Raw genomic sequence first — 14,195 nt, 5'->3', positions numbered from 1 at the left:
TTTTAGTTGTGATGTTGTTCGAAAGAAAGTTTGGATGGGTTTTGTTTAAAAGAATAAAACCCAAGGGCGATTATTAATCACCATTGGGTTTTTGGAAAATCTATTTAATCCTTAAACTTTATCTACTTCAATCAATAAGTCTCCTGTTGCTATGCCCTCACCGGCAGCTGCATGAATCTCTTTAACAGTACCACTGAATGGCGCTTGAACCGTTGTTTCCATTTTCATCGCTTCTGTGATCATCAGATGGTCACCTTTGGATACTTTCTCCCCTTTTTCCACCAATACCTTTATTACTGTTCCTGGCATTGTTGCACCGATATGTGTTGGGTTGGTAGCATCCATTTTCGGTTTCGTTACAACATCAGATTTGACACTTTCGTCTTTGATATTCACTTCACGCGGCTGTCCATTCAATTCAAAATAGACAACACGAGTGCCATCTTTTCGAGGTTCACCTATTGAAACTAGTTTCACCATCAATGTTTTCCCATGTTCAATCTCCACTTGAATCTCTTCACCTAATCTCATACCGAAGAAGAAGGTTGGAGTATCAAGGACTGATACGTTTCCATACAGTTCGTCTTTCTTCTGGAAATCCAAGAACACCTTCGGGTAAAGAGCATAAGCAATCATTTCATGGCTTGTCACCTGACGATTCAATGTTTCAAATAGCTTATTGCGAATCTCTTCAAAGTCCACATCATCCAACAACTCGCCTGGGCGAACCGTAATTGGAGATTTGCCTTTTAGGATGACTTTTTGAAGTTCTGTAGGGAAACCACCGTGTGGCTGTCCTAAATATCCTTCAAACAATTCGATTACGGAATCCGGAAAATCGATGGATTCTCCTTTTTCGAGAACATCTTGTTCAGATAGGTTATTCTGCACCATAAACAACGCCATGTCCCCTACTACTTTGGATGAAGGAGTAACCTTTACGATATCACCGAACATGTCATTCACTCGACGATACATCTGTTTAACTTCTTCCCAACGTGCACCAAGACCAACCGCTTTTGCTTGTTGCTGAAGGTTACTATATTGACCTCCAGGCATTTCATGCATATATACCTCAGAGTGAGGGCTGTTCATCCCGCTTTCAAAGTCACTGTAATATTTACGGACATCCTCCCAATAGTGGGAAAGCTGTTCCAACGCATCAACAGAAACATCTGGTTTACGATCTGTTTCCTCTAAAGCATAGTAAAGGGAATTGGCACTTGGTTGCGATGTCAGGCCTGCCATGGAGCTAATTGCAACATCGACAATATCCACTCCCGCTTCAATGGCCTTCGCATACATATAGATACCGTTTCCGCTTGTATCATGAGTGTGTAAATGGATCGGAATATCAACCGTTTCTTTTAATGTTGAAATCAGACGGTAGGCCGATTGTGGTTTTAATAGACCTGCCATATCTTTGATAGCCAGGATATGTGCTCCACTTCTTTCAAGCTCTTTTGCCATATCAGAGTAGTATTGCAAGTCATACTTTGTTCTGCTTGGATCATTGATGTCGCCAGTATAGCAGATAGCCGCCTCAGCTAGCTTACCGGTATCGCGAACTGCATCAATTGCAAGCGTCATCCCTTTGACCCAGTTAAGGCTGTCAAAGATTCGGAAAACATCAATTCCTGCATAAGCCGACTTTTCTACAAATTCTTTGATCAGGTTATCCGGATAGTTCTTGTACCCTACTGCGTTGGATGCTCGGAGCAACATCTGGAAAAGAACATTTGGTGCCTTTTCACGAACTGTCAGCAAGCGGTCCCAGGGGTTTTCACTCAAAAATCGGTAAGCTACATCAAAGGTGGCCCCTCCCCACATTTCCATCGAGAAGAGATTTGGCAGCAATTTGGCTGTAGGTTCAGCAATTTGCTTAATATCGTTTGTACGGACTCTAGTTGCCAATAATGATTGATGTGCGTCACGGAAAGTGGTATCTGTGAGGAGAACCTCTTTCTGTTCTGTAACCCACTTGGCCAATCCTTCCGCTCCACGCTCGTCTAATATCTGCTTTGTCCCTCTTGGCACTTCAAGGATTCCTGAATCATCCGGCATTCTTGGATTGGTAAAAATCGGTTTATTTCTTTTTTCAACTCCAGGAAAACCGTTCACGGTAACATTTCCGATATATGTTAGCATTTTTGTTCCGCGGTCTTTCCGTTTAGGGAACATAAATAATTCTGGTGTCGTATCAATGAAAGATGTGTCATATTGCCCATTCATGAATTTCGGATGCTTTACTACATTCTCCAGAAACGGAATATTTGTTTTAATACCTCGGATACGAAATTCCTTTAAATTACGTTCCATTTTGGAAGCCGCCTGTTCAAATGTCAGGGCCCATGTGGAAAGCTTAACTAGCAGGGAATCATAATAAGGTGTAATGACAGCACCTTGATAGCCATTACCTGCATCAAGACGAACACCGAATCCTCCACCAGATCGGTAAGCCATAATTTTCCCTGTGTCAGGCATGAACCCATTCAACGGGTCTTCCGTTGTGACACGGGACTGTATGGCAAATCCATGAACTCGGATGTCTTCCTGTTTTGGAATTCCAAGTTTATTGCTATGTAGAGCATGTCCTTCTGCAATCATGATTTGGGATTGTACAATATCCACCCCAGTTACCATTTCCGTGATGGTATGTTCCACCTGGACACGAGGATTTACTTCAATGAAAAAGAATTCATCTCCAGCAACAAGATATTCAACTGTTCCTGCATTGATGTAATCAACATTTCTCATCAACTCTACTGCAGAATTACAAATACGTTGACGCAGGTCTTCAGAGATAGATACACTTGGTGCGATTTCCACCACTTTTTGATGGCGTCGTTGAATGGAACAATCACGCTCAAACAGGTGAATGATTTCTCCATGCTGATCTCCGAGAATCTGGACTTCAATATGCTTAGGATTTTCAATCAGTTTTTCTACATATACATCATCATTTCCAAAAGCCGCTTTTGCTTCTGATTTTGCCCTGTCAAAGGACTCGCGCAACTCGGACTTACTGCGAACGATACGCATTCCTCGTCCACCACCACCCAAAGCAGCCTTGATCATCAATGGATAACTGTAAGTGGCAGCGAAATCCATCACTTCATCCAAGGAGTGGACAGGTCCATCTGTACCCGGTATTACAGGGATGTTAGCGAGCTGAGCCTGGTGTCTTGCTTTCACCTTATCCCCGAACATATCAAGATGTTTAGAAGTCGGTCCGATAAAAACAATGCCTTCTTCTTCACACTTTCTGGCAAAATGAATATTTTCCGATAAGAAACCATAACCAGGATGGATGGCGTCTACGTCATTTGCTTTTGCAATTTCAATGATGCCATCGATATCTAGATAAGCATCAATCGGTTTCTTTCCTTCTCCTACAAGGTAGGCTTCATCCGCTTTATAGCGGTGGAACGAACCGATATCTTCATTTGAGTAAATAGCAACTGTGCGAATATTTAGCTCGGTACAAGCTCGAAAAACACGAATTGCAATCTCGCCGCGGTTTGCAACAAGGATTTTGTTAATTTTTCTTGTCATATTGTCTCCCCCTAGTAGCTACTTCTCGTTTGGAAAAGTTTAGAATATTGTATCAATTATATTTGCCATTATACATTATGTTTCGATAATTTTCCTCTTTTTCTTCTCATACCGACTAATTTTATGTAGAAACCCTGAAATAAGGAGAATTTTATGAAAAACGCTCAACCAGCTTTTTCAGCAGATTGAGCGTTTTTATCATTAATTTCTTTCCCAGGCTTCATAAAGTGCGGAAAGTTCCTTTTCCAACTTGGAAAGGAGGTCTTTTCCCTCTTTTTCGGAAATTAAGCCCAAGCGAACAGCAAAGTCCATCTCACGAGACAAGCCGAACATCTGAGTATCCAGCACTTCTTCATATAATGGACATTGAGGCATGGTTAGATTGTCCATTTGGACTTGAATCAGCTTCAATATTTTATCTGAATCAGCTTTTAACAGCGAAATAGCTTTATCACGATGATCGACCACGATATCTGATGCCAATATCGATCCCTCCGTTTACGTACAATTACTTAGCTTATCTTTAAATTTTATCGTTATTTTTATAAAATTGCAAGGAGGATACGTTTATTTACTAGGCTCTTTTCTAAAAGATAGTTGATATCACTAGTAAAAAGTCGGCAATTGGACTTTTTACTTCTTAGTTATTCTAAAATAAATATGCACACTATTTTATACATGACTCTTTATTAAAACATGCTTAAATCATATTTTTCCTGTAGTAATTCTAGTAATTTAAGTCCTGTATGGCTGTTCCCCACTTCATTCAATGCAGGACCGAATATACCGATTCCCATCCTGCCTGGGACAGATCCCATAATACCACCTGAAACACCGCTCTTTGCAGGAATCCCGATTTTAATGGCAAATTCTCCAGAAGCATTGTACATACCACATGTCACCATGAATGTTTTACAGATTCTTGCGACCTCTTTAGGCATAACACGTTCGTTTGTTAATGGATTCACGCCATCCATTGCAAAAACGGTACCAATTCTTGCCAATTGGAGGGAATTCATTCTGATGGCACACTGTTTAGTATATACCTCCATAATCTCCTCGACGTTGCCATGTATGAATCCATCCCCTTTCATGTAAAAACAGAGTGACCTGTTTAGAAAGGAAGTGGTAAATTCGGATATCGCCACTTCTTCACAATAGTCAATATCCGGTTCATTGGTGAGCTTGCAGATAAAATCCAATATATATTTCACTTTATCTTCCGCGCTACTTCCTTTCATCATCGATGTAACGGCCAGCGCGCCAGCATTGATCATCGGATTTAATGGCTTGGCCTTAGAAGAGGTTTCAAGTTTGATGATGGAGTTGAATGGATCACCAGTAGGCTCCATGCCTACTCGATGAAAAACGTGATCAGGTCCATAATCCATGAGCACAAGAGCAAGGGTGATTATTTTAGATATGCTTTGTAATGTGAAACGCTTATCTATATCTCCAGCGGAAACACAGTTTCCATCTGGATACGCAATCGCACAAGACAAATAATCCGCATTTTCTTTTTGCAGAGCAGGTATGTAATTGGCTACTTTCCCCTCAAATGAAACCTTCTTTGCTTCCTCCACTAATGACTGTAAAGTTTCCTCACTTATAAATGCCAACATCATCACATCCCTTTTCATGTTACATAATAGTCTAACAATAGATTCCCCGATAACATGACAAAAAAACATTCAAGTTATATAATGATGAAAAGGATTACAATAGAGGGGGACAACATGGAAAATATCATCAGAATAGAAGGTAAAGTCAATTATTCGATCACTCTTGATCCTGGCGTATGGATTTTTGACGATCGTCGAATTGATTTGGATACATATTTCGCAGAAGAAAAACGAGAAAAAACGGACGAGCTTGAGGAATATACGAAAGCAGTTTCAAAGCACTGGGAGCGTGAAATTAGAGAAGGGGCCATCTATCCTCCAACACTGAAATCAGAGCGTAAATTCGAAAAGGAGAAACTGCTGAACGGAACCTTTGGTATAAAATTCGGTCCATTTTTGCATAATGCAGAACCACAACCCGACTCCTCGAAAGTTGTTTTTGTAGGAAGGGAAGAAGAACTCGAAGTGGACATCCCAACAGCACAAGAAATCATTTTCGCCTTTTCCAAAAACGGAAAACCATTAAAAGAAAACGGACCTATTCACGTCTATTTTGAGGACGGTTCCAATCAGTCTGCACCACTGACATATGTACATAAAATCATTGTAAAATAATCTTGGACTTCCCAATAGCGCCGCCGTGACTTAAAAAGTTACGGCGGCGCTATTTTAATGTTGACGTATTTGAGACCTTTTAGCTTATGCGGAAAGCAAAAGCGGTGGTTAACAGAGCATTTTTATAAAAGGTCTGCAGCAAGTTTGGCTAGCATCGAACGTTCTCCTTTTACAAGTTTCACGTGGCCCGCTAGCTTTTGGTCCTTGAAACGCTCCACTACATAGGTTAAACCATTGTTATACTCATCCAGGTAAGGGTGGTCTATTTGTTCTGGATCACCCATAAGAACAATTTTACTTCGCTCTCCGACCCTCGTCAAAATAGTTTTCACCTCGTGCTTTGTAAGATTCTGGGCTTCATCGATAATAATGAATTGTTCCGGAATGCTTCTTCCCCTGATGTAAGTCAGAGCCTCCACTTCGATGGATCCCATACCAGCTAGTATTGCGTCAAGTTCACCTGGTTTCTTTGTATTGAAAAGATATTCCAGATTATCATAAATCGGTTGCATCCACGGTCGTAATTTTTCCTCTTTTTCACCTGGAAGGAACCCGATGTCTTTGCCAACTGGTACAATAGGACGTGCCACTAGCAGTTTTTTATAACGGTTCAAATCCTCCGTCTGCATGAGCCCAGCAGCCAGAGCCAAAAGAGTTTTTCCCGTTCCTGCCTTACCCGTCAGAGTAACCAATGGAATATCGGTACGCAGCAACATTTCAAATGCCATTGTCTGCTGGACATTTCGTGGACGGATCCCCCATATGTGATCTTGATCAAAAACAAGCTTTTTCACTTTCTTCCCGCTTGAATCGATAATTCCAACTGCCGAAGCCGAACCTCCTAATGCATCCTTCATGATGATGAATTGATTGGCATAAAAAGGGTGGTTGGCCAGTTCTACGGCATTTATCTCTCCTTTTACATAAAACGTGTTCAGTGTATCTGTCGGAACATAGATCTCCAGGAATCCTTTGTAAATATGATCCACTTCAACTACACGATCATTAAGAAAATCTTCTGAAATCAACCCTATTGCATCAGCCTTGACACGGACCAATGCATCCTTACTCACCAAAATGACTGTACGGCCTTCTTCCTTCGTCTGCTCCTCCAAAGAGAGGTTCTTAGCTACAGCAAGAATCCTATTATCATTAGTCTTCTCCACGAAAATCTCCTGCAACTGATGAAAACTTCGATGGTTCAATTCAATCCTAAGAGCGCCACCATTGTGTAGAGGTATCTTCTCATGAAGTTTCCCTGTTGCTCGAAGCGAATCAATTATTTTCGACACCTGTCTCGCATTTCTTCCTATTTCATCCATATATCTTTTTTTCGAATCCACTTCTTCCAATACCACCGCAGGAATAACTACCTCATTATCTGCAAATGAATAGATTGCATATGGATCCTGTAACAAAACATTTGTATCTAGAACATAAATTTTACCCAACCTGCCGCCTCCTACTCTCAGCCCTTCTTTTGTCTTTCTGGAGTGAATCAAGGCATCCTCCCTTTCATTATATGGTCCCGATACAATTAGTGTGTTACTACTTGACCATAAAAGAGGGACGGACCGTTGTTAAAATATATGTCGGAATGAATAAAGATAGAAGAACAAATAAACAATAAAATCAAGACACATGAAAATGGAATCATCCTCAGAAGGAGTGAAATAAAGTGAAAAAATACTTATTGGTGACCGCCATCGTTTCATTGGCACTTACCGGTTGTATGAACAATCAACAGCGGAATATTTCTAATGATAAGGAAAATTCTCAAGTAATCCATGTAAAAGATTCCGCAGATGTACAGGTGGACAGAAAAACAGGACAGGAGGTTTCTGCCCATCTGGTGGAATTGGCTACAAGAGTACCAAATGTAAATGATGCAACTGCTGTAGTGTTAGGTCCTTATGCAGTAGTAGGAATCGATGTTAACTCCGATTTGGACAGGGAAAGAGTAAGTACAATTAAATATTCCGTAGCTGAAAGCTTAAAGAATGATCCATATGGAGCAACAGCAGTCATACTTGCAGATGCGGACTCTTTTGTTCGCTTGCAGGAAATGGGAAGAGATATTCAAAATGGCAGACCGATTACTGGAATTATGGAAGAACTTGCAGAAATTGTGGGCAGGGTTATGCCGGAAATCCCAATTGACTTGAAAGAGCCGACTGCACCAAACCCGACAGAACAAAACAATTCACAACTGCCGAAGGATGAACAAAAACAGTTGGAACAGAAGCAACAAAATCAGTCTAATCATTATAAAGATGAAGAGCGTAATAAAAAAGTGAAACAGGATTAACGCTGGTCGCTGTCCAGAGGGGAAACTTCCCTTCCGGACAGCTTTTTTATGGAGGGAAGGTAAAGGATTGGGTCGGATATCAGGAAATTTTAGGATATATCAGGAATTTTCGAGATATATCAGGAAATTTTGAGATATATCAGGAAATTTTGAGATATATCAGGAATTTTCGAGATATATCAGGAATTTTCGAGATATATCAGGAAATCGACATATGCCCTCGTATTTTTTCGACACCACCAACACCTCCCTCGGCTCAGAACACTCCACAAAAAATAGCAGGTTTCCACCTGCTACAACCAAATCAACACTTATTCATATTTCTGTATGGCCGTCATGACCTGATGATCCAACTTCTTTGCCGCTTCTATATCGTAGGTTTTTTCGAACTTTGGCTCCACGCTTAATTTAGCTCCATAAAACATGACATCTCTCACTTCTTTTACCCCCAGATGCAATAAGGACAATTTCAAAGGGACCTCTTCCATCTTGTCCACTTTTACAGTTGCTTTGCTATGAATGGCATATACGGAATCATTCGCCATTAGGTTTACCACTAATTCGCTATTATGTACGACATTCTTCACAATGCGCGACGAGGCATTAACAGCAAGCAAAATGGTTTTCTCATCAGGAGCATAGAGCCAGGAAATTGCACTTACATTCGGCCCACCGGTTTCATGATCAACGGTGCTTATTGTGACCAGTTTTTCTTTTTGCAGAGCGGCTATAAGCGGTTCCACAAGAACATTTTCTACAAGATTGGGCATTGTCCATCCTCCCACAGCTTTTTATTTATCTTATCATATCACTATCTTGAATAAGAGGAAATGGGCAACAGACATCTTATCAAACCAAGCCTGTTTACCATTTAATTCTTATATTATCTCCTTTATGCTATACTATTGACAATGATTATACGAATGAGGTGGACCATGAGAGTCAAGTGTGTAATTTGCGATAAAATTGAAAGCATCAATGACGAAACATTAATTGCGAAAAGACTTCGCAATCGACCAATCCATACATATATGTGCGAGGAATGCAGTGAAAGAATAGAAAAGAGAACCAACGAAAGAAAAGCAACAGGAAATTTCAAGCTATATGAACAAAAACAAAATCATGACGAGTGGTAGGCCTTGATATTCAGTGGTGCGTTTACCGGATTATTAAGTGGGATTATAATGGGGCTGTTCATCAAGGCACTTGAAGCCCTTTCGGGAAAAAAAGATATATGTGCTTTTATTGAATGTCGACTTTATTCCAGGTTTCAAAGATATAAGGTTTTCGGAACTGACGGAGTTTTGCTTCCACCTTATTATTGCCATTCTTATTGGAATCTTGTTCGCTTTTATAGTGGAACACTTCCACATTGTTAAAAAAAGTAAACAATACTTCCTTGCTATGATAATGACACTTCCTACTGTACTACTATATTTTCCATTAACCATCCTTGCTACAAAAGAAACACCAGCTACTACTGATCCAACCGCAATCCTCTTATGGTCTATCGGCCACTTGACGTTTGCATTCTTCCTTCCCATATTTTACAGTACAAAAAAACAAAAAGGATAGATCCCTCGCAAGTGATATTCACTTGGGAAGGAGCTATCCTTTTTCTATTCATAATTATGATACTTGTCAGGCTCGTTTTGTATTTGCTCGAGCATTACATCTATCAGTTCGATTGGAAACCTTACCTTATGACGTTCCCCATCTTTATCATATTCCACATAATACATCGGATCCTCTTTGGAGACTACGATGTTTGCCAGCTTATGATCATCCAAAAGAATACCTTCAAAAAGCTCCCTTGTGTCCTGGGCTGATTTATCATCCGGTCTTGCTTCCGCCACCACTTTTATGGTCAGCCAATTGTATAGCGTATCTTGTAAGGACCTCATATGTAACGTCCTCCTTTAAGATTCAGTGCTTTCAGTTTGCTTGGAACGATGAAGTCGAATCTTGTAGATTATCAGTATTAATGCCGCAACTACTAATCCTTCGGCAACAGGAAGAAAGATTCCAAGAAATGTTAGAACAGTACTTCCGAAAGCTAGGAATAAGTAGATTACAACAGATTTCAAGATAGGCAGTTTCAAAGCAAATCCAAGCTTGTACACTAAAATGGACAGGCCGAGAATCGTAAAATAAAGTAGCCACATACCTAAGTCAGGGCTTTCATCGACACGGTATAAACTAGCAAAGAAGGAAAGTCTTTGGGTTACATCCATTGCCATACTCCCCATTTCTAACATATTTTAGAAAAGGTTCTGTTAATCTCCGCTGTTGTTTTCCGCAATCTGCATCGCTTTCCGCGGGGCGACCTTGAGCCTCCTCGGGCTGCGCCCTGCGGGGTCTCAAGATTGTCGCTACTCCCCTGCAGGACAAGGAAGGCTACGGCAGCGATTCATCGCACGCAGAAAATGCTCGCATCTTCAAGGAGTCTACGCTATTTGCTCCAATCCACAGCTAGAAAACCATTAAAAACAATTCGTTTTCAGTTCTTCAGTGCCCTCGGGCTGCGCCCTGCGGGGACTCAAGATTGTCGTTACTCCCCCGCTGGAGTCTACGCCTATTGCTCCAAACAAGCTAGAGACCATCACATTATTAACAAATAACTTTAACAGAGCCTTTGAAAAAAAGGATAGCGAGGGCCGCCTAACAGCTAAGCAACCTCGCCTCCTTCAAAAAGAATTTTATGCTTCAGCGAATTTTTTCTTTTTCGCTGCTCTTTCACGCTCGTTTTTATCAAGAATCTTCTTACGTAAACGGATGGATTGTGGAGTGATCTCACAGTACTCATCATCGTTTAGGTATTCTAAAGACTCCTCTAATGTCATAAGACGAGGCTTTTTCATGCTAACAGTTTGATCTTTTGTTGCAGAACGAACGTTAGTTGCCTGCTTCATTTTACAAACGTTAACTACTAAGTCATTTTCACGGTTATGCTCTCCAACGATCATTCCTTCGTAAACCTCAGTTCCTGGCTCTACAAAGATAACTCCTCGGTCTTCAATTCCCATGATTCCATAAGTAGACGCTTTACCTGATTCCATAGAAACAAGTACACCTTGGCGACGTCCACCAACTTGACCTGCTGCCATTGGCTGATAGCTGTCAAATGTATGGTTGATAATTCCATATCCACGAGTAAGGGAAAGGAATTCCGTAGTGTAACCGATCAATCCACGAGAAGGTACCATGAAAATCAAACGAACTTGACCATTACCGTTGTTAATCATGTCTACCATTTCACCTTTACGGGCTCCAATGGATTCCATAATCGCACCAGTGTAGTCTTCAGGTACGTCAATTTGTACACGCTCAACCGGCTCGGAAGTCACACCATCGATATTTCTGATGATTACTTCAGGTTTCGACACTTGAAGCTCGAAGCCTTCACGGCGCATGTTTTCAATAAGAATGGATAAGTGAAGTTCTCCACGTCCTGAAACAACCCATGCATCCGGAGAATCGGTAGGATCTACTCGTAAGCTTACATCAGTCTCCAACTGTGCATTCAAACGCTCTTCAATTTTACGGGAAGTTACAAACTTACCTTCTTTACCGGCAAACGGACTGTTGTTGACCAGGAAAGTCATTTGTAGTGTCGGCTCATCGATACGTAGAACAGGAAGTGCATCCTGATGATCCACCGGACAAACTGTTTCCCCTACGTTGATGTCTTCCATTCCGGAAACGGCAACTAAGTCTCCAGCTTTTGCTTCTTCGATTTCTACTCGTTTAAGTCCGATGAAACCAAATAATTTCGTCACACGGAATTGCTTAACAGAGCCATCAAGCTTCATTAATGCAACCTGTTGACCAACTTTCATCGTTCCACGGAAGATACGTCCAACTCCGATACGACCTACATAGTCATTGTAATCAAGAAGAGCTACTTGGAATTGGAGAGGTTCTTCGCTGTTGTCGATTGGAGCAGGAATATTTTCTACGATGGACTCATAGATCGCTTCCATGTTCTCGTCTTGCTTCTCTGGATTATTGCTTGCCGTACCATTAATGGCAGAAGCATAAACAACCGGGAATTCCAATTGTTCTTCAGAAGCGCCCAATTCGATGAATAGATCAATTACTTCGTCTACCACTTCTGTTGGACGAGCGAAATCACGGTCAATTTTGTTAACAACAACAATTGGCGTCAAGTTCTGCTCTAACGCTTTTTTCAATACAAAGCGTGTTTGAGGCATACAGCCTTCATAAGCATCAACTACTAATAGTACACCATCAACCATTTTCATAATACGTTCCACTTCTCCACCAAAGTCGGCATGTCCTGGTGTGTCCATGATGTTAATGCGCGTATCTTTATAGTTTATTGCCGTATTTTTAGCTAAAATTGTAATCCCACGTTCTCTCTCTAAATCATTGGAGTCCATGGCACGTTCTGCTACCTGCTCGTTCGTTCTAAACGTCCCAGCCTGATGTAGCAATTTGTCCACTAACGTTGTTTTACCATGGTCTACGTGAGCGATAATTGCGATGTTTCTGATATCATTGCGGATGTTCACTATTTCATCTCCCTAATTATACAACTTAATAACTTTAGTATTATACCACAAACATGGTAGAAAAGAGAAAGGGACTTATGTAAAATATAAGTTATATGTTCTTAGCGTTATCAAAAGGAGTTGATTTTATGAGGAATATTAAATGGATTTTTATTGTGTATGCTGTTTTGGCAGCGGTTTCTTTAGGCTTGGTCGGAATTGCTATCGGTGAGCGAAACACCATCGGCATGGTCTTGGCGTTTATTTTATTTGGTGCAGTCATGGGACTTGGATTCAAAACAAAAAGAAAAATGCGTGAAAATGGACAATTATAAAATAGAGAATATGTTCTTGCTATAATTTACCTTTTTTTTATGAAACAGAGAATAATTCAATGTAAAAACCCACGGCTATTTCAATTCCGTGGGTTTTTACTCATTTCTTTAACTTATACAAATAGTCCTTACTGATCACTTCATGCAAACCAGGCTTACTCACAAACACACTGTTCTGCCCGAGCAAATCAAGGGGTTCGCCATGAAGTGTCGTAACTTTACCTCCAAGCTCGTTTACAAGTATTAGTCCCGCTGCAAAATCCCAAGGGGAAAGTCTCAAAGTAATATATGCATCTAAGCGGCCCGTTGCCACATAGGCCATCTCAAGTGCTGCTGATCCATAAGATCTTGTTCCTCTTACTTTTTTTGCAAGAGGTGCCAAAATGGTCGGATCTATTCGTTTATTTTCTGTAATCCAGGTAGCATTTAATGCAATAACAGCCTTCTCCACTGACACCTCTTCCAGTTTTGGAAGTTTCAGATCATTAAGATATGCGCCTCCTCCTGCTGTTGCATGGTAAAGCTCATCGTGAACCACATCATAGATCAATCCAACTTTACCGACACCATCTTCATAAACCGCTACTGAAATGGCAAAATTCCGTTGCTGATGTACAAAGTTCATCGTGCCATCAATCGGATCAATTATCCATACTGTGCCATCGAGCTTATCCAATTCATCACCAAATCCTTCTTCTCCAAGGATTTGATGTTCAGGGTAGGTTTCTCTGATCCGCTCAATGAAAAACTGCTCCGTTTCCCGATCCATATTAGTTACAAGATCGTCAGGGGAGGTTTTCGTATGTATCATCAGTTCCGTACTGAATGAAGCACGGATTCTTTCTCCGGCCTCTCTTGTCCATTTTTTAGCATTCTCATCTATTTCCGACCATTTCATATAGTCTCCTGCCCTTCTTAACAAAAATAATTTATATCTTGATATCGAATTATGTATATTTTAGCTTACTGAAACGGAGGGTTAAAATCAAGTAATCCGAAACATAGAAAAACGAACCTCATACAGGTTCGTCTAAGTAGCAAATGCCACTAAACCTCTAGACTTAACATTTCTTTTCGTAACTGCTCTAATTTGGATTTTGTCCTCTTCATTTTATCCTGGTCACTTTCCTGTATTGCTTCATACAGAACCGCCAGTTCATAGTCAATCTCCATTCGCAAAACCGCACGTTGATTTTCTTCTTTTTTCTTTTTCCACGGCGTCGCCACTTGTTTCATACGAATCCCC

At 40.7% G+C, this 14,195-nt stretch carries 15 protein-coding genes; 4 read left to right on the top strand and 11 right to left on the bottom strand.

The window, feature by feature from the left end:
* Positions 1-111: 111 nt before the first annotated feature.
* The 3 genes from pyc to glsA all read right to left on the bottom strand — a co-directional run bounded on the left by pyc (position 112) and on the right by glsA (position 5,195).
* A complete protein-coding gene (pyc, locus tag AB685_RS11455; protein ID WP_047970728.1) occupies positions 112-3,555 on the bottom strand; it encodes a pyruvate carboxylase in 3,444 nt (1,147 codons plus the stop codon).
* A 201-nt stretch (positions 3,556-3,756) separates the two neighbouring features.
* A complete protein-coding gene (locus AB685_RS11450) occupies positions 3,757-4,038 on the bottom strand; it encodes a YlaN family protein (protein ID WP_047970727.1) in 282 nt (93 codons plus the stop codon).
* Between the two features lie 206 nt (positions 4,039-4,244).
* Positions 4,245-5,195 carry a glutaminase A gene (gene glsA / locus AB685_RS11445; RefSeq protein ID WP_241773279.1) on the bottom strand — a complete coding sequence of 317 codons (951 nt, stop codon included), beginning with the start codon at positions 5,193-5,195 and terminating at the stop codon, positions 4,245-4,247.
* Positions 5,196-5,291: 96 nt separating this feature from the next.
* Between glsA and AB685_RS11440 the strand changes: the two genes are divergently transcribed.
* Positions 5,292-5,792 carry a hypothetical protein gene (locus tag AB685_RS11440; RefSeq protein ID WP_047970725.1) on the top strand — a complete coding sequence of 167 codons (501 nt, stop codon included), beginning with the start codon at positions 5,292-5,294 and terminating at the stop codon, positions 5,790-5,792.
* Positions 5,793-5,914: 122 nt separating this feature from the next.
* On the opposite strand, the gene AB685_RS11435 is transcribed toward AB685_RS11440, so the two are convergent.
* Entirely contained in the window at positions 5,915-7,243 is a 1,329-nt protein-coding gene (locus tag AB685_RS11435; protein ID WP_047970724.1) for a PhoH family protein, read from the bottom strand.
* A gap of 227 nt (positions 7,244-7,470) precedes the next feature.
* Between AB685_RS11435 and AB685_RS11430 the strand changes: the two genes are divergently transcribed.
* Complete coding sequence (locus AB685_RS11430) at positions 7,471-8,100, top strand: YhcN/YlaJ family sporulation lipoprotein (RefSeq protein WP_047970723.1); 630 nt, start codon at positions 7,471-7,473, stop codon at positions 8,098-8,100.
* A gap of 311 nt (positions 8,101-8,411) precedes the next feature.
* Here the strand turns inward: AB685_RS11430 and AB685_RS11425 are convergent, their stop codons facing one another.
* Positions 8,412-8,870 (bottom strand): pyridoxamine 5'-phosphate oxidase family protein, encoded by a 459-nt coding sequence (locus AB685_RS11425; RefSeq protein WP_047970722.1) that lies wholly within the window; start codon positions 8,868-8,870, stop codon positions 8,412-8,414.
* Positions 8,871-9,035: 165 nt separating this feature from the next.
* Between AB685_RS11425 and AB685_RS11420 the strand changes: the two genes are divergently transcribed.
* Positions 9,036-9,236, top strand: coding sequence for a YlaI family protein (locus AB685_RS11420; RefSeq protein ID WP_047970721.1), 201 nt, complete (start codon positions 9,036-9,038; stop codon positions 9,234-9,236).
* A 33-nt stretch (positions 9,237-9,269) separates the two neighbouring features.
* Here the strand turns inward: AB685_RS11420 and AB685_RS31695 are convergent, their stop codons facing one another.
* From AB685_RS31695 to typA, 4 genes are all read right to left on the bottom strand, one after another.
* Positions 9,270-9,644 carry a hypothetical protein gene (locus AB685_RS31695; RefSeq protein WP_198530497.1) on the bottom strand — a complete coding sequence of 125 codons (375 nt, stop codon included), beginning with the start codon at positions 9,642-9,644 and terminating at the stop codon, positions 9,270-9,272.
* Between the two features lie 75 nt (positions 9,645-9,719).
* Positions 9,720-10,004, bottom strand: a complete 285-nt coding sequence (locus tag AB685_RS11410; protein ID WP_047970720.1) for a hypothetical protein — start codon at positions 10,002-10,004, stop codon at positions 9,720-9,722.
* A gap of 15 nt (positions 10,005-10,019) precedes the next feature.
* Positions 10,020-10,334 (bottom strand): YlaH-like family protein, encoded by a 315-nt coding sequence (locus AB685_RS11405; protein ID WP_047970719.1) that lies wholly within the window; start codon positions 10,332-10,334, stop codon positions 10,020-10,022.
* 465 nt (positions 10,335-10,799) lie between these two features.
* On the bottom strand, positions 10,800-12,635 hold the full coding sequence (gene typA / locus AB685_RS11400) for a translational GTPase TypA (RefSeq protein ID WP_047970718.1): 1,836 nt from the start codon (positions 12,633-12,635) through the stop codon (positions 10,800-10,802).
* A gap of 128 nt (positions 12,636-12,763) precedes the next feature.
* Between typA and AB685_RS11395 the strand changes: the two genes are divergently transcribed.
* The gene (locus tag AB685_RS11395; protein WP_047970717.1) at positions 12,764-12,949 is read left to right on the top strand and encodes a YlaF family protein; all 186 of its coding nucleotides are present in this window, start codon (positions 12,764-12,766) and stop codon (positions 12,947-12,949) included.
* Between the two features lie 100 nt (positions 12,950-13,049).
* Here the strand turns inward: AB685_RS11395 and AB685_RS11390 are convergent, their stop codons facing one another.
* Both AB685_RS11390 and AB685_RS11385 read right to left on the bottom strand, forming a co-directional pair.
* Positions 13,050-13,847: an inositol monophosphatase family protein gene (locus AB685_RS11390; protein WP_047970716.1), complete on the bottom strand. Its 798-nt coding sequence runs from the start codon at positions 13,845-13,847 to the stop codon at positions 13,050-13,052.
* Between the two features lie 149 nt (positions 13,848-13,996).
* Positions 13,997-14,185 carry a hypothetical protein gene (locus AB685_RS11385; RefSeq protein ID WP_047970715.1) on the bottom strand — a complete coding sequence of 63 codons (189 nt, stop codon included), beginning with the start codon at positions 14,183-14,185 and terminating at the stop codon, positions 13,997-13,999.
* Positions 14,186-14,195: the final 10 nt, after the last annotated feature.

This window comes from Bacillus sp. LL01, assembly GCF_001037965.1.
This window is presented reverse-complemented; position numbering and strand designations above follow the sequence as displayed.

Coding starts and splice junctions, on each gene's coding strand:
- pyc (WP_047970728.1), bottom strand. CDS start 3,555: ATGACAAGAAAAATTAACAAAATCCTTGTTGCAAACCGCGGCGAGATT.
- glsA (WP_241773279.1), bottom strand. CDS start 5,195: ATGAAAAGGGATGTGATGATGTTGGCATTTATAAGTGAGGAAACTTTA.
- AB685_RS11440 (WP_047970725.1), top strand. CDS start 5,292: ATGGAAAATATCATCAGAATAGAAGGTAAAGTCAATTATTCGATCACT.
- AB685_RS11425 (WP_047970722.1), bottom strand. CDS start 8,870: ATGCCCAATCTTGTAGAAAATGTTCTTGTGGAACCGCTTATAGCCGCT.
- AB685_RS11420 (WP_047970721.1), top strand. CDS start 9,036: ATGAGAGTCAAGTGTGTAATTTGCGATAAAATTGAAAGCATCAATGAC.
- AB685_RS31695 (WP_198530497.1), bottom strand. CDS start 9,644: ATGGGAAGGAAGAATGCAAACGTCAAGTGGCCGATAGACCATAAGAGG.
- AB685_RS11410 (WP_047970720.1), bottom strand. CDS start 10,004: ATGAGGTCCTTACAAGATACGCTATACAATTGGCTGACCATAAAAGTG.
- AB685_RS11405 (WP_047970719.1), bottom strand. CDS start 10,334: ATGGATGTAACCCAAAGACTTTCCTTCTTTGCTAGTTTATACCGTGTC.
- AB685_RS11395 (WP_047970717.1), top strand. CDS start 12,764: ATGAGGAATATTAAATGGATTTTTATTGTGTATGCTGTTTTGGCAGCG.
- AB685_RS11390 (WP_047970716.1), bottom strand. CDS start 13,847: ATGAAATGGTCGGAAATAGATGAGAATGCTAAAAAATGGACAAGAGAG.
- AB685_RS11385 (WP_047970715.1), bottom strand. CDS start 14,185: ATGAAACAAGTGGCGACGCCGTGGAAAAAGAAAAAAGAAGAAAATCAA.